At 57.1% G+C, this 25,682-nt stretch carries 23 protein-coding genes and 1 pseudogene; 8 read left to right on the top strand and 16 right to left on the bottom strand.

Features of this window, described 5'->3' with window-relative positions; genetic code table 11:
• Positions 1-73: 73 nt before the first annotated feature.
• Positions 74-1,408 (top strand): MFS transporter, encoded by a 1,335-nt coding sequence (locus tag EXR70_06150; protein ID MSP38054.1) that lies wholly within the window; start codon positions 74-76, stop codon positions 1,406-1,408.
• 126 nt (positions 1,409-1,534) lie between these two features.
• Here the strand turns inward: EXR70_06150 and EXR70_06155 are convergent, their stop codons facing one another.
• Positions 1,535-2,482 (bottom strand): hypothetical protein, encoded by a 948-nt coding sequence (locus tag EXR70_06155; GenBank protein ID MSP38055.1) that lies wholly within the window; start codon positions 2,480-2,482, stop codon positions 1,535-1,537.
• 70 nt (positions 2,483-2,552) lie between these two features.
• Between EXR70_06155 and EXR70_06160 the strand changes: the two genes are divergently transcribed.
• The gene (locus tag EXR70_06160) at positions 2,553-3,494 is read left to right on the top strand and encodes a hypothetical protein (GenBank protein ID MSP38056.1); all 942 of its coding nucleotides are present in this window, start codon (positions 2,553-2,555) and stop codon (positions 3,492-3,494) included.
• A gap of 5 nt (positions 3,495-3,499) precedes the next feature.
• Here EXR70_06160 and EXR70_06165 read toward each other — a convergent pair whose 3' ends face one another.
• Positions 3,500-4,093, bottom strand: a complete 594-nt coding sequence (locus tag EXR70_06165; GenBank protein ID MSP38057.1) for an ABC transporter substrate-binding protein — start codon at positions 4,091-4,093, stop codon at positions 3,500-3,502.
• Between the two features lie 97 nt (positions 4,094-4,190).
• Here EXR70_06165 and EXR70_06170 point away from each other — a divergent pair, with 97 nt between their 5' ends.
• The 3 genes from EXR70_06170 (at position 4,191) to EXR70_06180 (ending at position 8,775) form a co-directional block, all read left to right on the top strand.
• A complete protein-coding gene (locus tag EXR70_06170) occupies positions 4,191-4,709 on the top strand; it encodes a gamma-glutamylcyclotransferase (GenBank protein MSP38058.1) in 519 nt (172 codons plus the stop codon).
• A 94-nt stretch (positions 4,710-4,803) separates the two neighbouring features.
• Positions 4,804-8,427 (top strand): DUF748 domain-containing protein, encoded by a 3,624-nt coding sequence (locus EXR70_06175; GenBank protein MSP38059.1) that lies wholly within the window; start codon positions 4,804-4,806, stop codon positions 8,425-8,427.
• Positions 8,428-8,529: 102 nt separating this feature from the next.
• Entirely contained in the window at positions 8,530-8,775 is a 246-nt protein-coding gene (locus EXR70_06180; protein MSP38060.1) for a hypothetical protein, read from the top strand.
• A 56-nt stretch (positions 8,776-8,831) separates the two neighbouring features.
• Here the strand turns inward: EXR70_06180 and EXR70_06185 are convergent, their stop codons facing one another.
• Positions 8,832-10,262: a UbiD family decarboxylase gene (locus tag EXR70_06185; GenBank protein ID MSP38061.1), complete on the bottom strand. Its 1,431-nt coding sequence runs from the start codon at positions 10,260-10,262 to the stop codon at positions 8,832-8,834.
• Positions 10,263-10,514: 252 nt separating this feature from the next.
• On the opposite strand from EXR70_06185, the gene EXR70_06190 reads away from it, so the two are divergent.
• Positions 10,515-11,753, top strand: a complete 1,239-nt coding sequence (locus EXR70_06190; GenBank protein MSP38062.1) for an MFS transporter — start codon at positions 10,515-10,517, stop codon at positions 11,751-11,753.
• Between the two features lie 38 nt (positions 11,754-11,791).
• On the opposite strand, the gene EXR70_06195 is transcribed toward EXR70_06190, so the two are convergent.
• The 6 genes and pseudogenes from EXR70_06195 to EXR70_06220 form a co-directional block, all read right to left on the bottom strand.
• Positions 11,792-12,898, bottom strand: a complete 1,107-nt coding sequence (locus EXR70_06195) for an ABC transporter permease (GenBank protein MSP38063.1) — start codon at positions 12,896-12,898, stop codon at positions 11,792-11,794.
• Positions 12,895-13,848, bottom strand: a pseudogene (locus tag EXR70_06200) (ABC transporter ATP-binding protein). The gene EXR70_06195 and the pseudogene EXR70_06200 overlap by 4 nt, the downstream one beginning before the upstream one ends.
• 28 nt (positions 13,849-13,876) lie before the next feature.
• Positions 13,877-14,542 carry an HlyD family efflux transporter periplasmic adaptor subunit gene (locus EXR70_06205; protein MSP38064.1) on the bottom strand — a complete coding sequence of 222 codons (666 nt, stop codon included), beginning with the start codon at positions 14,540-14,542 and terminating at the stop codon, positions 13,877-13,879.
• 78 nt (positions 14,543-14,620) lie between these two features.
• Complete coding sequence (locus EXR70_06210) at positions 14,621-15,010, bottom strand: biotin/lipoyl-binding protein (GenBank protein MSP38065.1); 390 nt, start codon at positions 15,008-15,010, stop codon at positions 14,621-14,623.
• 22 nt (positions 15,011-15,032) lie between these two features.
• A complete protein-coding gene (locus EXR70_06215; GenBank protein ID MSP38066.1) occupies positions 15,033-15,905 on the bottom strand; it encodes a cation transporter in 873 nt (290 codons plus the stop codon).
• 210 nt (positions 15,906-16,115) lie between these two features.
• Positions 16,116-17,276 (bottom strand): transglycosylase, encoded by a 1,161-nt coding sequence (locus EXR70_06220; protein MSP38067.1) that lies wholly within the window; start codon positions 17,274-17,276, stop codon positions 16,116-16,118.
• Between the two features lie 41 nt (positions 17,277-17,317).
• Between EXR70_06220 and EXR70_06225 the strand changes: the two genes are divergently transcribed.
• On the top strand, positions 17,318-17,647 hold the full coding sequence (locus EXR70_06225; protein ID MSP38068.1) for a metallopeptidase family protein: 330 nt from the start codon (positions 17,318-17,320) through the stop codon (positions 17,645-17,647).
• A gap of 73 nt (positions 17,648-17,720) precedes the next feature.
• Here EXR70_06225 and EXR70_06230 read toward each other — a convergent pair whose 3' ends face one another.
• Positions 17,721-18,809 carry an ornithine cyclodeaminase family protein gene (locus tag EXR70_06230; protein ID MSP38069.1) on the bottom strand — a complete coding sequence of 363 codons (1,089 nt, stop codon included), beginning with the start codon at positions 18,807-18,809 and terminating at the stop codon, positions 17,721-17,723.
• Between the two features lie 129 nt (positions 18,810-18,938).
• Between EXR70_06230 and EXR70_06235 the strand changes: the two genes are divergently transcribed.
• Positions 18,939-19,850: an FAA hydrolase family protein gene (locus EXR70_06235; protein MSP38070.1), complete on the top strand. Its 912-nt coding sequence runs from the start codon at positions 18,939-18,941 to the stop codon at positions 19,848-19,850.
• Positions 19,851-19,930: 80 nt separating this feature from the next.
• Here the strand turns inward: EXR70_06235 and EXR70_06240 are convergent, their stop codons facing one another.
• The 6 genes from EXR70_06240 to pgeF all read right to left on the bottom strand — a co-directional run bounded on the left by EXR70_06240 (position 19,931) and on the right by pgeF (position 25,456).
• Positions 19,931-20,821 carry an ABC transporter permease gene (locus EXR70_06240; protein ID MSP38071.1) on the bottom strand — a complete coding sequence of 297 codons (891 nt, stop codon included), beginning with the start codon at positions 20,819-20,821 and terminating at the stop codon, positions 19,931-19,933.
• Positions 20,706-21,485, bottom strand: a complete 780-nt coding sequence (locus tag EXR70_06245; protein ID MSP38072.1) for an ABC transporter permease — start codon at positions 21,483-21,485, stop codon at positions 20,706-20,708. Before EXR70_06245 ends, EXR70_06240 begins: the two co-directional genes overlap by 116 nt.
• Positions 21,482-22,252 (bottom strand): ABC transporter ATP-binding protein, encoded by a 771-nt coding sequence (locus EXR70_06250; GenBank protein MSP38073.1) that lies wholly within the window; start codon positions 22,250-22,252, stop codon positions 21,482-21,484. The genes EXR70_06245 and EXR70_06250 overlap by 4 nt, the downstream gene beginning before the upstream one ends.
• Positions 22,253-22,355: 103 nt before the next feature.
• A complete protein-coding gene (locus tag EXR70_06255) occupies positions 22,356-23,324 on the bottom strand; it encodes a transporter substrate-binding domain-containing protein (GenBank protein MSP38074.1) in 969 nt (322 codons plus the stop codon).
• Between the two features lie 336 nt (positions 23,325-23,660).
• The gene (locus tag EXR70_06260) at positions 23,661-24,017 is read right to left on the bottom strand and encodes a hypothetical protein (GenBank protein MSP38075.1); all 357 of its coding nucleotides are present in this window, start codon (positions 24,015-24,017) and stop codon (positions 23,661-23,663) included.
• A gap of 665 nt (positions 24,018-24,682) precedes the next feature.
• Positions 24,683-25,456: a peptidoglycan editing factor PgeF gene (pgeF, locus tag EXR70_06265; protein MSP38076.1), complete on the bottom strand. Its 774-nt coding sequence runs from the start codon at positions 25,454-25,456 to the stop codon at positions 24,683-24,685.
• Between the last annotated feature and the right edge of the window lie 226 nt (positions 25,457-25,682).

The raw sequence follows: 25,682 nt of genomic DNA on the forward strand, positions 1-25,682 counted from the left end.
GCTCAGCCACATTTATGGCCGTCATGTGGCATTTGCAAGGTCCCTAACGTAAGAGTGGATAACTATCGATTCCATGTATTCCTCTCCGAGCACTAACGACGCCATTGAAACGCCGCGTTTCTTCTACGGCTGGTACATAGTCGCCGTCGGCATTCTGGTCAACATCGCCGGCACCTTTGCTTTTTCCAGCACGCTGAGCATATTTCTCAAGCCGATTACCGAAGAGCTTGGCGTCACGCGCGGCACGTTTTCACTGATTCGTACTTTCGAGATCGGCATCGCCGCGTTGATCGTGCCGCTGTTGGGTCCGTGGATCGATCGTCATGGCGGGCGCGGCGTGCTCGTCCTCGGCGTACTGATGGAAGGCGCGGGATTGCTGCTTTCCAGTTTGGTGCAAAGCTTTTGGCAGTTCGCGTTGGTGCGCTGTTCGCTGGTGATCGCCGGCGAAGCGCTGTTGGGCTCGCTAGTCATCAACGTCACCATCGCCCAATGGTTCGTGCGCAAGCGCGGCCGCGCCATGGGCATCGCCAATCTCGGCACCGGCGTTGCCAAGCTGAGCATCCCGATCGCCGCCGCCTCCTTGTTCGTGCTCGTCGGCTGGCGCCACACCTGGGCGATCTTCGGCGTCGTCGCGCCGCTTTTAGTGGTCGCGCCGGCGCTCATCTGGGTGCGCCGCAAGCCGGAAGACATGGGGCTGCGCCCCGATGGCGAATCACCCACTCAGTCGGCAAACGAATCCACCGCGCAGAAATCGGCAACCGCACAGCGGGATGCAATCGACGGAGCGACGTGGACCCGCGCCCAAGCGCTTCGCCTGCCGACGTTTTGGGTTTTAGTCGTGACCTTCGGCATCGCCAGCGTCGGCATCGCCGGTTTGAACTTGCACATCTTCTCCTACATCACCGACATCGGCTACAGCCCGCTTGTCGCCGCATCGTTCATGAGCACCATCGCCTTGACCCAACTGGGCTCGACGCTAGTGTGGGGGATGCTCGCCGACAAGTTCGACATCCGAAAAGTTTCCTGCGTGCAATTTGTAATTCAAGGCGTGGGACTGATCACCGCGATCACCAGCGCGCACATTCAACTTACCTACCTGGGATTTTTTCTCTACGGCACCGGCCTGGCGGGAAGTTTCGTACTGCGCGAGGTAATCTGGGCCAACTTTTTCGGGCGGAACTCGCTGGGCACCGTGCGCGGCCTGTCGTTGTTATTCTCCCACCTATTCGCCGCCAGCGGCGCGCCCTTTTTCGGCTTTCTTCATGACCGCACCGGCAATTACAATCTCTCGTTCTCGATCTTTTCCTGTGCGTTATTCACTTCGGCGTTTTTGGTTTTACTAGCGAAGCGGCCGCAACTACCCAACAACACGAAACCCGAATCTCGAAACGAAGCTAGTGGACTGTAACACCAGTTTAGCGATCGAATATTCGGAACCCTTCGACTTAGCTCAGGGCGAACGGTCTTAGGAATTCCGTTCGTGGTGAGCTTGTCGAACCATGAACGGGTAACGCGATTCAAGTGTTACACGCCACTAGTCGATCGCCACGAACAATTCTTCCGGCGTCAGCCGCCGCTTGGTCAATCCCTGCTCGTGGCTGTACAAAGCAAAGCGTTCGATGTTTTTGCGGTTCGCTTCAAGTCCATTCTTCCACGGATCGAAGCTGCATAACTGATTCTGCCGCTCTAACTCGCCCCTGCCCCACATCACCATCGACCAGTTGGGATCGACCCACCGCTGGGTGGCACGCGCGCGGGCCTGTTCGAAGATATCGAAAAGCGCGCGCGGCAGCGATGGATTTTCTTGCGCCAGCTCTTTTTTGTACGCCAGCACGTGCATGATCGGGAAATAACCTTCTTCGCGCAAATAGCGCTCTTCTTCCGCCTGCGGATCGGCGAACAAGCGGGCGAGGTTTTTGTTGCCGTCGCGGAAAGGTTTCGGTAGCCGCGACACGAACATCGCTTGAATCTTGCCGTCGACAAACTCTTGCTCGATCTCGGCCATACCGGCGCGGGTTTCGATTTTTAAATCAGCGGGCAATGCGACGTCGACGACTTCCTTGCCCGGCGTGACCCAAGTCACCGACGAACGATCGACGCCGTAGAAATGGGTCAGATCGCCTTTGGCGCGCACGCCCAAAGTATTTTGATAACCGCTCAAACCGATGCGCTTGCCGGTTAAATCGCGCGGCATGGCGATACCGCAGTTGACGTTCTTATACATCTGCGACTGGCTAAACAGCCGGCGCGGAAAGATCGGCACCGCGTGCACCGGCATGCCTTGATCGATGGCGATGCAGTAGGACGAGAACGATAGCTCCGCCGCGTCGAATTCGAAATGCTGGAGAAAGCGCTCATGGCGCCCCTGCTGCGGGTCGCACTCGATGTATTCGATGTCGACATCCGGGTGCTGGATGCACCCTTCGAGCAGCGGCGCGTGACGATCGTAGGAACCGAGGGCCAAAGTGATTTTTAATTTCATAGTCCGAAGAGTTATCTAATGTGGCCGAGCGCGTCAACCGCATGCTTGTAAGGATGGTAACGATTCGTTTATGTTGCCAAGCATGATGCCACGAGCCCTTCAATTAATACTCCTGCTGCTTTTCGCCCTACCGGTCGCAGCGCAATCGAACAAGATCCACATCTCCGCCCCGTCAAAATCGCTGTCGTGGTTTCCCATTCATCTGACCCGCGAAAAAGGTTTTTACCGAGCCGAAGGACTCGACATAGACTATGTGATCATGAAACCGCAGATCGCCATGCAGGCATTGATCGCCGGCGATGTCGGCTACACCACGGCGCTGGGATCGACCATCCGCGCGGCGTTTCGTGGCGTGCCGCTGCGCGTGGTCATGACCATCGCCGACAAGCCGCTGTTCGCGCTGATCAGCCGGCCGGGAATAACTTCCGTGGATGAATTGAAAGGCAAGCTGCTCGGCATCTCGTCCTTCGGCGCTAGCACCGACACCTATGCCCGCGCGCTCTTACGGCGATTTAAATTAATTCCCAACCAAGACGTGAAGATCATCGCGCTCGGCGGCGGCATGAACCGCATCGCCGCCATGGAAGCCGGCGCCATCGACGCCGCACTAATTGAAGCGCCCTACAATGTCATGTTGGAGCGCAAGGGCTTTCGCAAGATTCTCTTTGTCGGCGACTTGATTCCGTCGCCCTTGGCGGGACTGGGCACGAGACTGGAAAAAATTCAAAAGCAGCCGGACGAAATACAACGACTGGTGCGCGCCACGCTGCACGGCATTCAGTACGCCAAGAGCAACAAGCAGGAGACCATCCGCGCGATCATGAAATGGACCGATCTCGATCAAGCTTTAGCGGAAGGCAGTTATGAGATGGCGGTGTCGAGCTGGTCGAGCAGCGGCGCGGCGAGCGCCCAAGGATTGCAGATCGCCATGGAGGAAATCCGCGCCGAGTTCAAACTCGACGCCGCTCCAGACGCGGGCAAAGCTTTCGATTGGAGTTTCGTGCAGAAGTAATCGGCTTACGACTCGATCTTTTTCATCCGTTGTAGCAGCTCTTTGATCGAGGTTTTAGCGATCACGCGCTCGAACTGGGCGCGGTAATTTTTGACGATGCTGATCTGATCGATCACCATGTCGTAAACTCGCCACTGGCCGTCGCTGACCAGCAGATGATAATCGATGGGCAGCTCTTCGCCGTTGCCGCTGACGACTTTGGTCTCGACGTTGGCGAACTTATCGTCGCCGGTCTCGCCCTTGAACTCGATTTTCTCATCCCCCGATGCGCGCACCGTGCGGCCATAGGCATAAAGCAAGCGGTTGGTGTAAGCTTCGACAAATTCCGTTTGCTCGGGCTGCGCCAGCAGGTTCCAATGCTTGCCCAGCGAGCGCTTGGTCATCTCGGAAAAATCGAAGCGGCCGTAGATCAGTTTGAGCGCCTTTTGCGGCAGTCCGGTGGCCTGCAATTCCTCGACTGAAGTATTGACCAAGATCGCAACGAACTCATCGATGGTCCGCTTCAACTGCGCCGTAGCCTCACCGGCGCGCGCGCTGGCAGGCATCGTTAAAACAATCAAAACCGCTGAAACCTTTGTTAAGTTCCTAATAAGCTTCATTCAATCTCCGGGGGATTTCTAGATAGTTGAAACTTTAGCTTTTTACTTCGACGGTTGCAGATTGCCATCGCTACAACGCGCATCCTACGAACCAGAAATGGCATCTCAAACGCTTGAGACCCGCGTCACATTTCCTTACTATGCCGGTGCGTTGGAAGGAACTAGCTCAATGTATTACTTCGCTTATGGCTCGAACTTGGATTGGTCGCAAATGCAGCGGCGCTGCCCGTCGTCGCGTTTCGTCTGCGCTGCCCGTTTGGCCGGCTATCAATTCGGCATCACGCGCCATTCTCGCTTGCGCGATTGCGGCACCGCCAATGTTTTCCCGGCGCCCGGCAAAGAGGTGTGGGGTGCGGTCTACGATGTCAGCGACGCCGATTTGATCGTCATGGATAGCTTTGAAGATGGCTACCGGCGCGAGATTCTGTCCGTCGAGCCCAGCGGCGGGAAGCAACCAGCGATCGACGTTCTGGTCTACGTCGCGGCAGTCGAAACCCAAGTGCCGCTGCCCAATGCCGAATACAAGAGGCTGATTCTTCAAGGCGCTCGACATTGGCAGCTACCGGCGAATTATATCGAGATGCTCGAAGCCATCGACGCCGCCCGCGAACCATAGTCGCGCGGGCTAATTCCGCGCCAACGGTAAAACGAAAAACCGCGCTCTCATCAATAGATTTACGCCGCCCTATTCGTTAGTATTCACCCACCTCATGGCGCCCGATATGAAACAGATGCAGGGCCGAGCGTTGACGCTGGCGCGCCATCCGCGCACACGCAAGCTCGGGCTCTGGGCCGTGGCAATCTTTGTCGGCCTGGGAATTCTTCTCGGCCTCGTCGCGCCGCCGCTTCTGCGCGGCAAGATCGCCGCCGAGCTCGGCAAAAAACTCCACCGCGAAGTTTCCATCGAACAGATTAAGCTCAATCCCTACGCCTTGACGGTCGCCGTGCGCGGCTTTGTCATGAAGGCGCGCCAAGGAACTGCCACCGAACTCTCCTTCGACGAGCTGTTCGTCAACTTGGACATGCGCTCGCTGTTTCGTTTCGCGCCGGTGATCGAAGAGCTGAAGCTGACCAAACCTTACGTCAGCATCGTGCGCGGCGACGACCGCAAATATAATTTTCAGGATGTGATCGACGAATTCATGTCCGGACCGTCCGGGCCGACGCCGCGTTTTGCCCTGAACAATATCGAGATCCTCGACGGCAAGATCGACTTCGACGACCGACTGGAACAAACCAAGCATACCATCGCCGCGCTCAAGGTCGGCATCCCGTTTATTTCCAGCTTGCCTTCCTACGCCGCGATCAAGGTCAAGCCGGAACTGTCGGCGATCGTCAACGGCGCGCCGTTCCATCTCGCCGGCGACACCACCACGCCGTTCAAAGACAGCCTGGAAAGCACCCTCGGCATCGACATCGACATCGACATCGACATCGACATCGACAAGTTGGAGATCGCCAAGTATCTGGAATATTCACCGGTGGCGCTCAACTTCAAAATGGCTTCCGGCCAACTCAACGGCAAGATCACCGCCGCATTCAAGACTGCGAAAAACCAGCCCTCGGTGTTGGCGCTGGCCGGCAATTTGGCGGTGAATGCGCTCGACATGCAGCAGAGCGGCGCAGCGTTGCTCAAGTTCGCCAACTTCGGAGTCATTATCGACTCCTTCGAAGTGTTCGCCAACAAAGCCAAGGTGAAATCGGTCAAAGCCCAGGGACTCGAAGTCAACGTCCGCCGTGATCGCAAAGGTGAAATCAACTTGGCCAACTTGGTGGCTAAACCTGCCAATTCCACGCTAGTCGAGCCTAAAAAAGACGACGGCAAACCTTTCGCCTACCATATCGACGAGATCGCCGTCGATGCCGCGACGGTTTGGTTGACGGACGATCAGCCGCAACGGCAGTACAAAACCAAGCTCAACAATCTCACCATCAAAGTCGCCGGCCTGAACAACGAAGCCGACAAGAAAGCCAACGTCGAGATTGGATTTGAATCGGCATTGAAAGAGAAGTTCTCGCACACCGGCACGCTGCAACTCACGCCGCTCATCGCCGAAGGGAAAATAAACATCGAAGCGCTCCGCCCCGCCGCTCTAGCGCCCTACTATCAAGATGCACTGGCCGCGGAAATCACAGACGGCCTGCTCGATCTAGGGACCGACTATCATTTCGCGGACAAGCCGGATCAGCCCGACATCGCGCTGGCGAATTTAAACGCAACGTTGCGCAACTTTCGCCTGGAACTGGCCGGACAACCGGAACCGCTCTGGCGCATCAGTTCTCTCGCGCTGCGCGACGGCGCCATCGACGTCGGCAAAAAGTCTCTGCTCATCGGCGCGCTCCAGGCCAAAGACGGCGCGGGCTATATCCAGCGGGAAGCCGACGGCACGCTCAATCTCACGCGCATCGCCAAGAGCGAAACGACACCAGCTCCGACGACGGCCGCGCCGGCAAAAAAAGACGATGCGCCGTGGCAGATCGACATGAAGCAGATCGTCCTCGACGGTTTCAAAGTCGGCTTCGACGACCGCGCCACGCCGGCGCCGGTGCGCACCAACTTGAGCGAAATCGCCTTGCGGCTTGAAAACTTTTCCAACGGCAAAAATCGTCCAGGCAAACTGACGCTGCGCACCCGGCTTAACAACAAAGGCGCGCTCCGCCTGGCTGGGCCCATGATGACCAATCCGCTGAACGCCAAGCTTGTCGTTGAAGCGGAAGATTTAGAAATCTTGCCGTTCCAGCCCTACCTCGACAGCCAAGTCAATTTTCTTTTGACCGGCGGCCGCATCGGCACCAAGGGCAATCTCAGCTTCGACGCCGCCGACAGCGGTCCGGCCAAGGTCAATTATTCTGGCGCCGTGCAGATCGCCGACTTCGGCATGGTCGAAAAAACTACGGCCCTGGATATTCTCAAATGGAAATCGCTAGCCCTCGAACAAATGCAATTCGCATTGGAACCGTTTCAGTTGCGCATCGGCGAAATTAATTTAGCGGAATTCTATTCGCGCTTGATCGTCGGCGCCGACGGCAAGTTCAACTTGCAAAAGCTCGCGGTCGAAAAAGAAGCTAGCAAAGAGGCCGGCGCCGCTGTGGCCAGCGAGAAAACCCCGCCGGCTACAGCGCCAAGTGACAAAGCGATCAGCATCGGCAAGATCAATCTCGCCGGCGGCAAGATCAACTTCAGCGATTTTTTCATCAAACCCAATTACTCGGCCAACTTGACCGGCGTCCAGGGTGCGGTTTCTGAATTGAAACCGGAAGCGCCCGGCGATCTGGAAATCCACGCGAGACTCGACAACGCCGCGCCGGTGAAAATCAAAGGCAAGCTCAATCCGCTTTCCAAAGAACTGTTTCTCGATTTGGTCGCCGACGCCAAGGAGATCGAACTCAGTCCGATGACGCCTTACTCCGGCCGCTACGTCGGCTACGGCATCGAAAAAGGCAAGCTGTCGTTCAACGTCAAATACAAACTCGACAACCGCAAGCTCAACGCCGAGAACAAAATCATTCTTAACCAGCTCACCTTCGGCGACAAGATCGACAGCCCCGACGCGACCAAACTGCCGGTGCTCCTCGCCGTAGCGTTGCTCAAAGACCGCAACGGCGTCATCGACATCGACCTGCCGATTACCGGCTCGCTTGACGACCCGCAATTCAGCGTCGGCGGCATCGTCTGGCGGATTATTATCAACGTCATCACCAAAGCGATCACCGCGCCCTTCTCTCTGCTTGCCGCGGCCTTCGGCGGCGGCAGCGGCGGCGACGAACTGAGCTACATCGAGTTCGACAACGGCCGGGCGAATTTGAATCCGGCGGCGCAAGCCAAAATCGCCACGCTGGCGAAGGCCCTCAACAATCGCCCGGCATTGAATCTCGAACTTAGCGGCCGGGTCGACCCGTCCAGCGATCTCGACGGTCTCAAGCGCGCCAGTATCGAGCGCAAGGTCAAAGCCCAGAAGTTGAAAGATATAGTCCGCCGCGGCGAGAGCGCGAAATCCGTGGATGAAGTCCAAGTCGCCGCCAACGAGTACGGCCAATATTTGAAAGCCGCCTACGGCGAAGAGAGTTTCGCCAAACCGCGCAACTTCATCGGCCTCGCCCAAGATATACCCGTGCCGGAGATGGAAAAACTGATGCTGCAAAACGCCAAGGCCGGCGACGAAGAAATGCGTCAACTCGCCAGCCAGCGCGCCCAAGCGGTGCGCGACGCGCTGTTGGCGACCAATCAGGTAAACGCCGAGCGTTTATTCATCGTCGCCGCCAAGCCGCTCAGCGCCGACGAAGCGTCCCAAGCCAAGGGCAAACCCAACCGCGTCGACTTCTCGATGAAGTAGGCGGATCGCCGCGGTGCATGGGCGGAAAAAGCTCGCGCCGGCGGGTAAGTTGTGAAGGCCTCCCTTCTGTTATAGAGTTCGCTACGATTCAGGAGGCTCTAAATGACCCAGGTAAGAAAGACCGCCAACCCCAAAGTAACCATCATCGCCAGCAAGGGCGCCAACCAAGCGATCAATTATTTATTGGAAGACCGGGACGAATTGGAATGGCTGGTGGCCATCGGCCGCAATAAGAATGGCGATATTTTCTTTTACGACACCGGCGGCGATATCATCCAAGACTTGGGCGCCATCGAATACGTCAAAGAAAGAATCGTCCGCGACTATTTCGGCGAACCCGACGAATAACACGCAGCAGTGCAAAGTTTGGGGTTGCCCCTTACCCTTCACCCCTTACCCCTAACTCAATCCCCAGGAATCTTCGGCTTGATCCGCAGCGGCGGCGATCCCGCCGGCAAAAAATCTTCCAAGTGAACGGTCTCCCAGCCCACCGGTCGGAGCCGCTCGAACTCGTTGCGCCGCTTGGCGTCGCATTCCGGCGGCTTGGTCGCGTCGATGATCATCTTGCCGCCGACCCGGTGCCAGCCCGGCGCGCCGGGCTGACCGAACTCGGGACAGGACGGGTCCATCGCATGAATCTTGGCGCCGGGAATCGTCACGATATCTTCCGCCGGATTGACCCGCGTGTTGATCGACCAGAGCACCTCGGCGTAGTTGAATATATCGACGTCGACGTCCACCGCGATGGCGATCTTGGGATGTTGATACTCGCTCGACAGCACCGACATCAAGACGTTCTTCGCCTCGCCGTAGTAACGCGGCTTCATCTGCACCACCACGCCGAAGATTCCCGGCATGACTAAAACGTTTCGCACGTCGGCCAAGCCGCCGACGCTCCGCGCGCGGCGCAAAATTTGCGCCGACATGGGCACTTTGTGATAGACGCAGCCTTCGACTTCGGTGCCGTTCTGGACGTTTTTGAAGATCGCGTCATTTCTCATCGTGATCGCTTTGATGTTGACGATGGGATTTTGTCCTGCGCCGGTGAGATAGTAATCCTGAAATTCGCTGAACGGTCCTTCCGGCTCGCGGATTTTCGGCGGGATTTCCCCCTCAAGCACGATCTCCGCCCAAGCCGGCACTTCTAAGTCGACGGTGCGGCATTTCACCAACTCGACATCTTCTTGCAAGAGCGCCGAAGCGATCTCCAATTCATCGACGCCATATTGGGTCGTCGTCGCGGCGGCGAAGTAATACATCGGATGATGGCCGATCATGATCGCCACTGGCATCGGCTTATCCTGCGCTTCGTACATTTGATAATTGGCCCAAGCGTGGCGCGGATAGAGCAGAATACCGGTCTTCTTCGGTCCCTTCATCTGCAGGCGATGAAAACTCAAATTGCGCTGGCCGGTCTCGGGATTTTTCGTGATCATCAAACCCGAACCGATAAACGGCCCGCCGTCGCGAATACCGGCTTGATGAATCGGCATTTTAGTAATATCGACATCGTCGCCGAGCAAAACTTTTTGTTGCACCGGCCCGGTCTCGACCAGCCGAGTTTTGCCGAGCTTCTCCGTGCGCCGGACAAATTCCGGAATCATCTGATCGCGCTCGACACCGAAGGCCACCGGCGCCAATGCGACATCGCCCGGCGCCTGCCCCAAACAGCGCCAACCGGGATAGCCCGGCAGATTTTCAAACAGTAACCCGCGATCGCGCGCTTGCCACAGCAGCGCGCCCATCTGCGTGCGCGGGTCCACCGGTTTGATAATGCGCGCCAACAGCCCGGCTTTTTCCAGTTGATCGATCCACGTGCGCATGTCTTGGGGCATAACTCTTCTCCTTATGCGATGTGCAAATTGCGCACATCCATATCACGGCGGCAATTTGCGCACCACTCGGAAACCGACCGTTCTGAACATCCCCCTTTGAAAAAAGGGGACCGAGGGGGATTTGTTTCGCGCGCAAAAGAAAATCCTCCCTTCCCCCCTTTTTCAAAGGGGGGCAAGACAGACCCATCAATGATTGGAGTTGTTCATTGAGCATATGAGTCACGACGCCAAACTCTAGACAAGCTCCGCCGCTTGAACTACGGTTCGCCCATGCACTCCATCGCGGCCATCTTCGGATTGGAAAAACTCGCACCGGAAAAAGCCCGCGCCCTCGCCATCGTTTACGCCGCGAGCATCTCTTTGATGATGGGCGTCAATTTCATTCAGCCGGCGCTGCCGGCACTGAGCGAACCGTTTCAGGTCAGCGACGCGCAATTGTCTTGGATCATGACCGTGTTCACCGCGCCGGCCATCGTGCTCTCGCCGATCTTCGGTTTCATCGCCGATCTGTACGGCCGGCGCCTGCTGCTCGGCGTGGGGTTAATTTTATTCGGCCTGTTTGGCACGGCCATGGCGTTCGCGCCCAGCTTCGCTTGGCTACTGACATTTAGAACTCTGCAAGGCGTGGCGTTTAGCGCGGTGATCCCGCTGACCATCGTGCTGATTGGCGATCTATTGGAGGGCGACAAGGAAATCAGCGGCCAGGGACTCAAAGTGTTTCTCGACCGCATCGGCTATTTCGTCTTTCCGCCGCTCGGCGGTTTGCTCGCCGCCATCGCCTGGTTCTGGCCCTTTATCTTTTACTTGCTAACGATTCCGGTAGGACTGGCGGCGCTGTTTTGGATGCCGGAAACCAAAGGCAAGCACAAAGAGCCGGCGGCCAATTATCTCGGCGACATCCTGCGCCTCGCCCGCCACCCGCGCTTGGTCATCGCCTTTGCCGCGGGCTTTCTGCGCTTTTTTCTCGACTATGGCTTTCTCACTTACTTTCCACTTTTTCTCGTCCGCACCCACGGGATTTCGACGGCGACGGCGGGACTGCTCTACCCATTTTTTGCCGTCGGCGCCATGGCGACTTCAAGCCAAGCGGGAAGAATCGCCGCGGGGCGCGACAAAGCGAATATTTTATTTTATGCCTTTGTCGTCAGCGGCGGCGCGGTGCTGGCCGTGCCGTTTATTGGCAATGTCTGGCTGGTCGGCGGCGCGCTGTTTTTCTACGGCCTGGCCAACGGCGTGATCTCGCCCATGCAAAAAAGTTTGCTGACCCAAAATGCGCCGGCGGAGCTGCGCGGCGGCATCGTGTCTCTCGACCGTCTGATTCAGCAGGTCTCGAAAACTACTTCAACATCCATCGTCGGCCTGATGCTAGTAACCGCCGAGTTGCCAACAATCTTTTGGCTGCTAGGAATTCTCTCCTTCATCAGCGTAGCCCTAATGGCCTGCCTACTACCGCGCGGCGCCAGCGTAACAATTCTGAAATCTGAAATGTGAAATCTGAAATTCCGAGCGCAGCGAGGATGGAGCGAGGATCAGCCCAGATGCTTCTTGAAGCGTAGCGCGCTGAGCACCATGAAGAATATACCGAAGCCGGCGAGCACCAAAGCTTCATCCCACAACGCCGCGATTCCCGCGCCGCGCAAAATGATGCCGCGGAGAATTTCCAAAAAGTAAGTCGCCGGAATCAGCAAGCTCAAAAGATAAATAATCAGCGGCATGGAATCGCGCGGAAACAAGAAACCGGAAAGCAGAATCGACAGCAGCATGGTCATCAGCGAAAGCTGCAGCGCCTCGCCCTGATTCTTGGCAAAGGTCGAAATCAGGATGCCGATGCCCAACGCCGGAATCAAAAACAAGAACGAAAGAAACAGCAGCAACGGAATCGAGCCGCTCACCGGCACTTTGAATAGAAAGACCATCACCAACAACACCAGCACGGTCTGGCCAAATCCGATCACGGTGTAGGGAAGCAGCTTGCCGACGATCAAGCCGCCCTTGGACACCGGCGTGACCAGCAGTTGTTCTAACGTGCCGCGCTCGCGCTCGCGCACGATCGCGAAGGCGGTGAGAAACACCGTGACCAATTGCAAGATGATACCGATCAATCCGGGCACGAAAAAATTAGCGCTGCGCAAATTGGGATTGAACAGCAGCCTGGGCCGGATGTCGACTTTGAAATCCGCCGGCGAGATGTTTTCGATCGCCAACGACTTCAAGAAGCCCAACTGCTGGCTCGAGTTGAGCGCCTGAAGCGCCGTCGTCGAGTCGGAACCGTCGATGAGCACCTGCACCTGGGCTTGACGTCCATTGACCAGCGCCGCGGCATAATCCGCGGCGATCTTGATGCCGATCTTAGCTTGGCCGCTGACGATGGCGTCATTCAGTTCGCGATCGGAATCCACTTCCTTGATGATTTTAAAATAACGGGTGTTTTCGAATTCTTTGAGCAGTTGACGGCTCTCGGCGCCGCGATTGAGATCGAAAACCACCGTAGGAACATGCTTGACGTCGGTGTCGATGGCGTAGCCGAACAGCAACAGCTCGACCAGCGGGATGGCGAAAATAAAGCGCGTCGCCGGATCGCACTTGATGTGAATGATTTCTTTTTTAAGAATCGCCCACAGGCCGCGAAACATCATCGTCCTTTCGCCGGGCCGCGCTGGATTCTAGTGAGCGTGACGAAAACATCCTCCAAGGATGGCGGCACGGCGCGGCAGCGAACGTTGGCGACGCCGCGCTGGAGAAAATATTTTTCCAGCGCCGCGGCGTCGGTGCCGCGACGCGCCAGGGCATGCACCGCCTCGCCGAAGATGGTCGCATCGACGATATCCGCATGGCCGCGCAGCTCGGGCAGCAATGCCGTCGCGTCGTCGCTGCTAATTTCGAACCAGCCAGAACCGTCCGGCGTAATCTCGGGCAAGCGCTTCAAATCCTGCGGCCGGCCCAGGGCGATCAGTTTCGCCAGATAAATATAAGCGACTCGCGAGCAGCGCTCCGCCTCGTCCATGTAATGGGTCGTGACAAACAGCGTGGTGCCTTCAGCGGCAAGACGAAAGAGTAAATCCCAAATCTCCCGGCGCGCCACCGGATCGATGCCGGCGGTGGGCTCGTCGAGAAAAACGATCTTGGGACTGTGCAAGAGCGAGCAAGCCAGCGCCAAGCGCTGCTTGTAGCCGCCGGAAAGCGTCGCCGCGAGCTGCTCCTGGCGATCTTCCAAACCGGCGAGTTCGACCACCGTGCGCCGACGCAGCGCCATGTCGGCGCGGGACAATCCGTAGATCGCGCCGTAAAAGTCGAGATTCTCCGCCACCGTCAGGTCTTCGTAAAGACTAAAGCGCTGCGACATATAACCGATGCGCTTTTTAATTTCTTCCGATTGTTTGACGATATCGAAGCCAGCCAGTTCGGCGCGCCCGGAACTCGGCTGCAACAATCCGCAGAGCATGCGAATCACCGTCGACTTCCCCTACCCATTGGGCCCGAGAAAACCAAAAATCTCCCCCGCGTCGATTTCGAAGCTGACGTTATCGACGGCCGTGAGGGCGCCAAATTTTTTGCCCAGCCCGTCAGCTTTGATGACAGCGCTCAACCTCTCCTCACTCCTTACCCCTAACCCCTTACCGTATTTGAATCGTCACATCCGCGCTCATCCCCGGCCTGAGCACATGATCGGGATCGTCGAGCACCACTTCGGTCTGAAACACTTGTAGCGCACGCTCTTCCTGGGTTTGCACGTTGCGTGGGGTAAACTCGCCTTGACGATGCACGCGGCGCACCACGCCGGCGAAGTTCTTGCCAGGAAACGAGTCGACACGCACGGCGACTTTCAGTCCCGGTTGGACAAAACCCAAGCGCGCTTCGGGAAGATAGGCGCGCACCCATAAACTACCGGTGCACAGCAAAGTCGCCACCGGTTTGCCGGCGCCGACCAGATCGCCCGGTTCGAGATCGAGGGTTTCGACCAGCGCGTCCACCGGCGCTTTGATCACGGTCTCTTCCAATTGTGTTTGCATGACATCGACCCGTGCCCGCGCCGCTTCCATGGCCGACTTGGTCTGGGCGATTTCCTCTTTGCGAAAGCCGCTGCGAATCTGGCGCCGCTTGGCATCCGCCTCGGCCAAGCGCTGGCGCGCCCGCTCCACTTCTTCCTTGCGCGTGCCGGCGAGCAGCAGATCGTAACGTTCCCGCGCCGCTTTGGTTTTCTGCGCCGCTTCGTCCGCTTTCGCTAGGGCGTCGTCGTATTCCTGTTTAGCGATGAGTTCGCGCTTCGCCAGTCCTTCCATCCGCTGCGAGAATTTTCCGGCGTTTTCCGCCTGGGCCTTGGCGGCTTGCCACTCGGCGGCGCTCTGCGCGATTTCTTCCTAGCGCGGCCCGGAAATCAATTGATCCAATTCAGCTTGGGCTTGCTTCGCCGCCGCCTCGGCTTGTTCGATCTCTTCCGAGCGCGATCCGGCGGTCATCAGAGCGTACTTCGCCTGGGCTTGGCGCAACTCAGCTTGCGCCTGAGCCAACGCCGCGTTCATCTCGTTGGGCTCCAACAGTACCAGGCTCTCGCCGCCTTTGACGGTTTGCCCTTCTTTGGCGACCACCTTCAACACCCGGCCGCCGATTTTCGAGCCGACATGAATGTCGTCCGCCTCGATGACGCCGGAGATGACGATAGCCGAGGCTGTGCCGTTGAAATGCCAAACGCCGTAGGCGACGGCGCTGACGACGACCACCACGAATGTGTAGAGATAAAATCTTTTCATGCCGCGAAGCGCGCCTGGCGGTTTAGAAAGCTTTGTATTCCTTATCTTCCCGGCTTTCAGTTTCCAGTTGAATGGTCGTGTGCTCGATATTGAAACGTTCTTTCATAGCGTCCTCGATGCCGTTCAACACCTGATGAAAGTCGCCGCCATTTTCGACCACCGCGTGGGCGCTCAGCGTGTAGATGTCGGATGTCACCGCCCAAACGTGCAAATCGTGCACCTTGGCGACGCCGTCCACCGACTCGATGGTGCGGCGCACGTCTGCCAGCTCGATGCCTTTGGGCACGGTCTGCATCAACACGTTCACCGAATCCTTGACCAAGCTCCAGGAGGAAAACAGAATCAGCGCGCCGATAAACACGCTGATCAACGGATCGGCGAGATACCAGCCGGTGGTCAGCATGACCACGCCGGCGGCGATGGCGCCCACCGAGCCGATCGCATCGCTCACCACGTGCAAGAATGCGCCGCGCATATTCAAATTATGGTGGTGGCCGGAGTGCAGAATCGCCGCCGCGGCAAGATTGACCGCCAAGCCCAAGACCGCGACGACGATCATGCCGAAGCTTTCGACATGCGGCGGCGCGGAAATTCGGTTGTAGGCCGCCGCGAAAATCACGCCGACGATGAACCACAGGGTCAAGCCATTGAACAAGGCGGCGAGAATTTCGACGCGGTGAAAACCGAAGGTGCTGTGATGGGTCGCCGGCCGCTTGGCCATGCGAAAGGCGAACAAGCTCAAAGCCAAAGCGCCGACATCGGAAAGCATATGGCCGGCGTCGGACAACAACGCCAGACTGTTGGTCATGAAGCCGGCGATCAGCTCGGCGAAAAAATATACCGCGCTGATGATCAAAGCCCATTTGAGCCGTTGGGTTTCGGAGTGTCGTGCCATAGTCGTTAGCGTCTCGACTAAGTTACTCTGAGTAAGAAAGCCGCTCAAGAGGCGCGCGACAATTGACAACAGTTCGGAATCTCTCGCGCCAAGAACGCCAAGGTCGCGAAGAACAGAAAGACATAATTCCGAACTTGGCGCCTTGGCGCCTTTGCGGGAGGAACGTCCGAATCCGAACAGCTCTGACCTACGAAACCCACTCAAGCAGCGCTAATTCTTCGCCTCAGGCTTGAGCAGGAGAAAATACAATCGCCCCGGCCGATTCATATAACCTGCCAAGGCGCCGGCTTGATCGCCGCTGCCGAAATAAATATCGGCGCGCTGCAAGCCGCGGATCGCCCCGCCGGTGTCTTGATTGAGCGCCCAGCGCGTTACCGGCCGCCAGCCCGCTAGTTCGCCGGCAGGGCCGATGATGGGAATCGAAGTCTGCATCAGCGCCAACGCGCCCTTGGGAAATAGCCGGGAGTCGAGCGCGATACTGCGCGCCGCCGTCAACGTAACTTCGAGACTGCCGAGAGGTCCATTGTCGACGGCGCGAAAAAACACATAGCTTTCATTGTAAGCGAAAATGTTATCGCGCTCATCTGGGTGGTCGGCCAAATAACGGCGCAGCCGCTGCATCGACATTTCTTCTTTAGGAATTTTACCGTCGTCGATGAGCAGCCGGCCGATGCTGCGATAGGGCCGGCCGTTTTGCCCGGCGTAGCCGACGCTCAATCGGCCGCCGTCGGGCAGACTGATAATTCCCGAGCCTTGAATATGGAGAAAAAAAACCTCGACGGGATCTTTGGCCCAAGCGATTTCCAAACCGCGCCCTTTGAGCGCGCCGCTTTCGTCGATCTCTCGGCGCGAATAGAATGATGCCGGCGCAGCGCCGTTACCGTTTTGCCCCGCCGCGAGTTCAGCGGGCATGCCATAAATTGGATTGCGATATTCGTCGCTCGGCGTCAGACTGCCGGCAATCACCGGCTGATAGTAACCCGTGAACAAGACATCGCGGGAATCGGCGCTGGCGCTCGACGCCACTAGCTCGAAGCGCGCGTCAAGCTCAAGGGCGATACAAGCAGGACAATTGCCAGAGCCCAACAGCCGCTCGAAGGCCGTCAGGGAGTCGGCAATTTCCGCCGCGGTGAATCGGCGCGGCTGCTCGCCAACCACGCGGTCCGGCGGCAGCTTGCGGAAATAAGCCAAGCTCTGGCCGATCGCCGCGCGCAACGATGCGACATCGAGGTCGTCGGTGACGAAACTCGATGGCGCCGGCGGCTTGGCGGTAAACAACGGCGCACAGCTAGAAAGAAAAAATAGAATAAAGAGCAAACGGCAATTTGCCCGAGACTTGAACGCGAGAAACATTTGGGTGAGAGTTAGCAACTGTGAATCATCGCGAGATCAGAGCCGAAGTCGCGCGCGTGATGGAATCCTTACCGCGCCAGTTTCGCGCCCAACTGCAAAATCTTGAAATCGTCGTTGAAGAATGGCCGTCCGATCAATTGTTACGCTCCGAAGGTCTCGACCCAGACCAAGACACGCTCTACGGCCTCTATGAAGGTGTGCCGCTACCCGAACGCTCGCTGCTCGACCCGCCCATGCTCCCGGATAAGATCACCATATTCGCCGGCCCGTTGTTGGAAGACTTCCCCGACGCCGAGGATCTGCGCGAAGAAATCCGCCTCACGGTGATCCACGAAATCGCCCACTACTTCGGCATGGACGACGACGAGATCGAGGATTTGGGATACTAATCCTAGTTTTTAGTTCTTAGTTTTGACTCTTGAGTCCCAAACTAAACACTAAAAACTCAACACTCAAAACTGCCTAGTCTCTGATATCCTGCAAAAACCACTCGGTCGGCAACACGCGTCCCACTTTAGCCGCCTTGGCCAGCTCGACCACTTTGCCGGCACAGGCGGCGAATTGGAGTCCCTGGGTGCCGGCATTGATAAAGAACGTCACCTGCTTGTCATTAACGCGTCCGGGAACTTTTCCTGAGCGCACATCCATGAAGTACTTGAAGTAGTCGCCTTTGTAATTATCCACCGTGGGATTGGGAATGCGCGCGCGCTCTTCGGGTTGACCGGCGATGTAGCCAACGTTGCCGTGCAAGCGCACCATGCCCTCGTCCATCGCTTCAATGGTGTTTTTGCCGAGCTTCACCGAGAGATCGCATTGCTTAATCACTTTGGGGCCGACCTCGCAGGCGCGCACGCAGGTGATATGCGCGCCCGGCTTCAACCATTCCGGGTTGTCGAAAACAATTTGCGTGGCATCGGTGCAGGTCGCGACGATGTCCGACTCGCGCACGACTTTTTCCGGGGCATCGACGGCGACCACTTCAATGTCGAGCTTGCCGGTCATTTCTTGAGCGAAGCGCTCGCGGTTGGCTTTGGTCGGGCTGTAGACTTTAACTTTTTTCAATTTGCGCACTTCGTAAAACGCTTCCAAATAGCTCCGCGCCATGCCGCCGGAACCGAAGATGCCGACATCGCAGGCGTCCTCGCGCGATAAATATTTAACACCCAAACCAGCGCAGCCGCCGACGCGCATATGCTGGAGCAAGCCGTCGTTGATCATCGCCAGCGGCTCGCCGTTGCGCACGCTGAAGACCATCACCAAGCCGCACCAAGTGCCTGGCTCCACACAATACTTTTCTTCAGTCTCGCCATTGGGCCAGTAAACTACATCGGATTTCATGCGGATCGCGAACACGCCGATCTTGCGGCTCGCCCCTTCCATGGTGCCCCAGCGGTAGTAGCCATCGGGCCGCTCGCAGGGCATCCACAGATCTAAACGCGGCCGATACACCGCGTCGCCAATCATCAGATCGTCGTAACCGTCTTCCAACGCGGCGAGACAATCTTTCATCGAGAAAAGTTTTTCGACTTCTTGGTTGTTGATCAGTAACATGGAGCCCTCCTACCCACGGCTTACAATAATTATATGCTTTTGCAAAGCCAAGGCCGCCGCAATTGATTTGACATTATTCCCCGGTTGTTAGAATGATAGGCGCAATTTCGCACAGGGAGGGAGCAGACTTTGAAAATTTTGCGATTCAACGACGACCGCATCGGCGTCATCAAAGACGGCAACATGGTGGTGGACGTGAGCGACACCATTAGCGCGCGCAAGGCCAAGGGACCGCAGCGCGTGATGGAAGAAATCATCGAGGGCTGGCGCAAATACAAAAAGCGCTTCGACAAAATCTTGGCCGAGCAGAGCGGCGTGCCGCTCGACACGGTCCAATTAAAAAGCCCCTTCGCCCGTCCCGGCAAATTTCTCGCTGCGTTCAGCAACTACATCGACCGGCCGGAACGCACCGCGGACAATTTTCCCAACGAGTATTTTTATAAATCTCCCGACCTGGTCGGCCCCGGCGAGTCCGTCAATCTCCGTGACATTCCAGCATGCGTGGTTTACCAGCCCGAAGCGGAGTTCGCCTTTATCATGGGCAAGACCGCCGAGAACGTGCCGGAGAACAAAGCTTTGGATTACGTCTTCGGTTACGTGCCGATCTTCGACATCTCGACCCGCGGCTTACTCCGGCGCACTCAATTCGTCGGCAAAGGCCAAGGCTCGCACGGCTGCTGCGGCCCGTGGATCATCACCAAGGATGAAATCCCCGATCCCCATAACGTGGTAGTGAAATCTTGGACCAACGGCGAACCGCGGCAGAACTACAACACCAAAGCGATGGCGCACAAGTTGCCCAATCAAATCGCCTGGCTAAGCAAATTTCTCACCCTCAGCCCAGGCGACATCGTCGCCACCGGAACTTTTCACGAAGGTCTCATGCCGGTGAATCCCGGCGACGTGATCGAAATCGAATTTGAAAACATGGGCCGCGCCAAGTTCAACGTCAAAGGTAACACGCCGCGCAAAGACGTACCGTGGCTGCCCGGCAAGAACCAGCCGACACCGCCTCCCGGCGGCGGCATGCACGTGGTCTAGAAGAATGGAGTGTTGGAGTATTGGAATAATGGAGTGTTGGGTTCTCCGAAAACCCATTACTCCAACACTCCACTACTCCATCACTCCAGTTCCCTTCCTCGCATCATCCCCCGCTGCCACGGCAGCAATAAGCGAATTAACCAATTGAACAGCTGATTGAGCGCGTAACCGAGCAGCGCCAGCGCCAACATGCCGGCGTACATTTGCGCCACTCGGAAGCGGCGCTGGGCGTCGAGCACGAAATAGCCGATGCCGTCGGTGCTGCCAACCATCTCCGAGATCACCACCAGAATCAGCATGATCGGCAAGCTGACGCGCAGACCGGTTATGATCTGCGGCGAACAGGCCGGCAATATCACTTGCCAGATAATTTTTCGCCGAGAAAGTCCAAACGTCCGCGCGGTATTGAGCAAAACTCCATCGAGATGGCGCACGCCGTCAAGCGTGTTGAGCAGAATCGGCCAGGCGCAGGAGAAAAAGATCACGAAGATTTTCATCTCGTCGCCCAAGCCGAAAAACAGCAGCGCGACGGGGATCATCACCGGCGGCGGCACCGGGCGGAGCATCTCGACGATCACGGCGAATAAACGATAGACCGTCGGCGCCAAACCCATGAAAATTCCCAAGGGAATAAACACCGCGGCGGCGAGGAAATAACCGGCGGCGGCGCGCTTCATGCTGACGAGAATTTGTTGCGGAATTTGTCCTGAGAGAGTCAATTCGGAAAAAATTCCGAGAATCTTACCGAGCGGCGGCACGATCAGCGGATTGAGCCATTCCAACTGCGCGGCCCCTTCCCAAAGCGCAAACAGGCCCAAGAGAAATAACCAGCCATGCCATTTTGCCGAACGCATTCTAAGTCGACTCCCGCGTGCGCATGCCGTGGCGCCAGCGCAGCGCCCGCGCTTCCCCGAGCAGGAACAGCCGATTGAGCAGATAACCGAGCAGCGCGACCAACACGATGCCGCCATACATGTTGGCGCTGTTCATCGCCCGCTCTTCATCGAGTATGAAAAAACCCAAGCCCTTGCTGCCGGCGATCATCTCCGCGGTGGTGACCAAAATCAGCGCGATCGATAAGCCGATGCGCAAACCGGTGACGATGTAGGGCGCCGCGCCAGGCAAAATAATTTGCCGCAGAATTTGCCGGCGCTTGAGGCCGAAAGTTCGGCCGGTGTCGATCAACGTCGGCTCGACCCGGCGCACGCCGTCGATGGTGTTGATCAAGATCGGCCACAGCGTGGCGTAAACCGTCACCGCGACAATCATCGCATCGCCGATACCGAGCAACAAGATCGCCACCGGAATGATCGCCACCGACGGCATGGGCCGCAGGAACTCGATGACCGTCTCAAACAACCCGTGCAAAAATTTTATATAACCGAGAACCACACCGAGCGTCACGGCGAGCGCCGCCGAAAGCAAATAGCCTTCGAGAAATCGGCCGACAGTCACACCGAGATGCCGCGCCACCGGTCCGGCGCTCAAAGCCTGGCCGAGAGCGGAAAAAATTTGACTGACCGGCGGAAAATAAAGTTGCAGCTTGGGCGTGCTGCGCGCAGCCAATTCCCACAACAGCAATAACGCCGCGAAGGCGAGCCAGCCCAGCCAATTGAATTTCCGCCAAGCGATCATAGTGACGCTGCGTTGCCAATCTGGCGATAAATCTCGTTGCGCAGTTCCATGAAGCGCGCTTGGGCGCGAGTCGTCACTTGATCGCGCGGGCGAGTAAAATCGATTTTCAATTCCTGGACGATCTCCGACGGCCGCCGGCTCAGCACCCAGATGCGATCGGAGAGGTAAATCGCCTCTTCGATGTCGTGAGTAATAAACAGTATCGTGGTTTTCAACTCCGCCCAGATTCTTAGCAGCGTGTCTTCCAGCTCCAAACGTGTCAGGGCATCGAGCGAACCGAACGGTTCGTCCATCAGCAGGACTTCGGGACGGTAAGCCAATGCGCGGGCAATGGCGACGCGCTGCTGCATGCCTCCGGAAAGTTCCCAAGGATAGTGTTTTTCAAAACCCTTGAGTCCTACTAGGTCGATCAAAGTGCGCGCTTTCTTTTCGGCATCAGGAGAACGATCGCCGCGGGCATCCAAACCGAAGCGCACGTTGCCGAGCACCGAGCGCCAAGCGAACAGCGACTTGTTGTATTCCTGAAACACTAAAACCAAATTCGCCGGCGGCCCGCTGACTTCTTTGCCGTTGACGATCACGCGGCCGGAGCTCGGCACGAGCAATCCAGCGATGGTCATCAACAGGGTTGTCTTGCCGCAACCGGAGGGTCCGACGAAAGAAACAAACTCGCCGGCTTCGACTTGGCAAGTGATGTTGCCGATGGCGACGGTCGTCTCGCCGCCGGCTTGGCGATAACTCTTAGAAAGATTTTGGATATCGAGAATGGACACGGGCGGGTGGAAGAATGGAGTGATGGAATATTGGAGTATTGGGCTTGTCCGAACCCATTACTCCATCATTCCATTACTCCAACACTCCAATTATTTTTCAGGATTTCCTCGCCAGATCGCTGACCACGTCTTTGGCTTTGAGCGGACGGGAAATCATTTTGTACTTGTAGGTCAGATCCATCGTCACTTGGACATCTTTCTCGGTGATGCCTTTTTCAAAATAGGGCAAGCCGATCTTGCCGGCGAAATCAGGATTGAGCCCAGCCCACTTGATCATCGCGCCACGGCCGCCCTCTTTGTCGGCGTGAATCGCGTCGACGCCTTTGTTGATAGCGCGCACAAATGCCTGACTGACTTCTTTGTTTTTCTGAATCCATTTTTCCGAGGCGAACCAGCTGGCGACCAAAAATCTCGGCAGCACATCGCCCCAGGGATTCGACAGCACTCTGGTCTCCGGCCGGCGCGCGGCAACCGCGGCGAAGGGCTCATGCACGCTGATGGCGTCGACTTTGCCGGCGATCAAAGCCGGCTCCATCTGCGGAAAAGGAATCTCTACGAACTTTATTTTGCTCGATGTCCCGCCGTTCTTGTCGACCCAAGCGAGCGCCATCAGATGTACGATGTTGTTGAGCGTGTTGACCGCCACGGTTTTGCCTTCGAGATCTTTCGCGCTCTTGATCGGCGAATCCTTGCCGACCACGATGGCGTGGGTTTCATTGGCACCGCGCACGTTGGTCGCGCCGCCGGCGATCAGTTTAAAATCGAACCCTTCCACGTGCGCCTGATAAAGCGAAATTACGTTGGTCCAGCCGAACTGCAAATCGCCCGAGGTCACGCCCTGAACGATCACCGCGCCGCCGGCCATGGGCACGGTTTCCAGCTCGATCCCCTCGGCCTTGAAGAAACCTTTTTCCATCGCCATGAACATCGCCGCGTTATCGACGATTTTCATGTAGCCGAGCTTGCCCTTCGATTGCGCTTGCGCCCAACTGACTTCGCGCGTGAGCGATAAACCGGCGACGCCGACAGTCACCTTGGTGAGAAAAGTACGCCGCGAGATTTTCATAGTTCTCCTCCGATGCGTGAATCATGCAGTGAAAATAAATTTGCGCCAACGCTAGCGGCTTCGCGCTGAGTCGTCAAGGGCAATTTTAATGCGATGGAAAATTCGCATTACTCCGGCGGCCAGCCGACCACACTGATCTGCCGGCCGGTCTCGCTGCCGGCGCCGCGGTAGGAATAGAAATCCTCCGCAGCATCGGCAAGCTAGGCGAAGTGCCAGAGGGGCGGTCTCTGTCTCTAACTCTATCTCGACCTCTCACCCGTTCTTCCGGGCGCCGTTTATTTTTGTCGGGGAAGGAAAGTGAAGTTTGTTTTGTAGAGTTGTGACGTTCGCGACTGGTTAGGGGCTAGACGCGCTGCGCGGCCTTGCTTTGTTCGCACTCACTAGTCGTTGGTTGACAATCCGCCAAAAAGTGACCACGGCCTTGGGTTTGGCATCAAAGAAATCCTGAAAAAATCCCACGGAATTGAGCGGCTGCGGGTAGGCGTAAGACTCCCCCTCTTCGCCCTTTTCGGTGACCCAGTCGTGAGGCTTAGACGAGTCGATAATCTGAAAGAGGCGCGAAGGATAGAGATACGGACGGCCTTGATCGTTCAAAATACGGTAATCGTCGGCCTCGATTCCGATCACGACATACGATAGACCTGCGGTGAGATCCGGATATCGTGCGTTTTTACGTCGGAGCTTAACAATCATCGAGAGCGTATCTCCTTTCGTTTCACTTCCACTCGGCCAATGCCAGGATGTTCATACCAGTGATATTCGAACTGATGAACGCCCAACCCAAAGCGAGGACTGCTCTTCTTGACCCAGGTCGACGCTTTGCCACCATAAGTCTCGACCAGGCGTCGAACATCACGAATGCGTCGGCCTTTGGCAATGACCCGTGACTGGGCAAGAAACCGAGACGTTAGTTGAGCAATGGTATGTGCCCTTTCTCGATCGCCAAGGTTGCTCTCGGCGATTTACGTCGGCCATGTTTGCAATTTTAGCACGGGAGCAAATTCGTCGCGGGCAACGGGGTGGCGTGCATACCCTTCGCGGTGACGGCGAACTTTTTCCACCGCCGCCCGCCGTTTGAGCCAAAGCTCAAGAGCTTCGCTAACCACCTCGGAACGATCTTTGTGGGCGGACTTGCTAGCGACCTCGACAGCGCGCAGGAGCCGCTGATCGAGACGGAGTGAAACAGTCTTTGTCATGACGGAGATGATACGAACGACAATTGAGGTTGTCAACGACAAGAAATAGCGGCTCGCGCATGGAAAGCAACAACGACCGACTCTACGGCAAATAACCTAAGCGCCCTGAACAGGGTCAACGGCGCGAGGAATTTCTACCACCACGATCAAGGAGAATGCGAACTACGCCGGCAGCCAGCCAACCACGCCGATCTGCCGGCCGGTCTCGCCGCCGGCGCCGCGGTAGGAATAAAAATCCTCGGCGGCGCAGCGTGTGCATGGGCCGACTTGAAACAGTTGCTTGCCCGGCACGCCGGCTTCGCGCAGAATATCGCGATTGAGCCGGCTTAGGTTGATATGCGGTTTGCCATCCTTGACGGCGATGCTCGGAGTCGTCAGCGATCCCCATTTTTTCATCAGCGGCTGGGCGACATCGTCGTTGACTTCATAACAGCACACGCCGATGGATGGACCGAGGGCTACTTCCAACTCGCTCGCATCGACGTTATGTCGATCCTGGAATAGGCGCACGGCCTTCTCGGCGATCCCGGCGAGCGTGCCGCGCCAACCGGCGTGCACCGCGGCGACCAACTTTTGCTTGGGCGCGATGAATAAAATCGGTACGCAGTCGGCGGTCAGCACACCCAAGTAAACGCCATTCTCGGCGGTCACCATGCCGTCGGCTTCGCCGGCCTCTTTCATTTTCTTGTCGGTGATCTCAAGAATGTTGTCGCCATGAACTTGCTGCATGGTGACGACCTTGCCGTCGTGAATGCCCACCGCCAGCTTCATATCGCAGACATTTTGGCTGACGATTTTATTGTCGTCGCCGACGCGGTAAGAGACGTTGAGACCGGCGTAGCGGCCGACGCTTTTGCCGCCGCGCCGGCCCATGAAGCCGTGCAGCAGCCCCGGATAGTTCTGCCATTGGGGAACTTCTAGTCGATTCATTTCCATGGCGCTGAATTATGCTGAGTTCGGCGCCGCCGTGCAAGAGTTGTGAATAGCAAAATTGTCGATCAACGGGATCGGTTGATCTGTCGTGGCAACGTCAATATGTCATGTTAACAGCAACGCGATTATGTCAGGGTAGTGCGTTGGGTTGAGGTCGTAAGTTAGAAACCTGGCCATAGCGGAACCCCACCTTGTTGGAGTTGGTTCGATATAGGCCAAGTGTGTGCGT

The organism is Deltaproteobacteria bacterium, assembly GCA_009692615.1.
GTDB lineage: Bacteria > Desulfobacterota > Binatia > UBA9968 > UBA9968 > DP-20.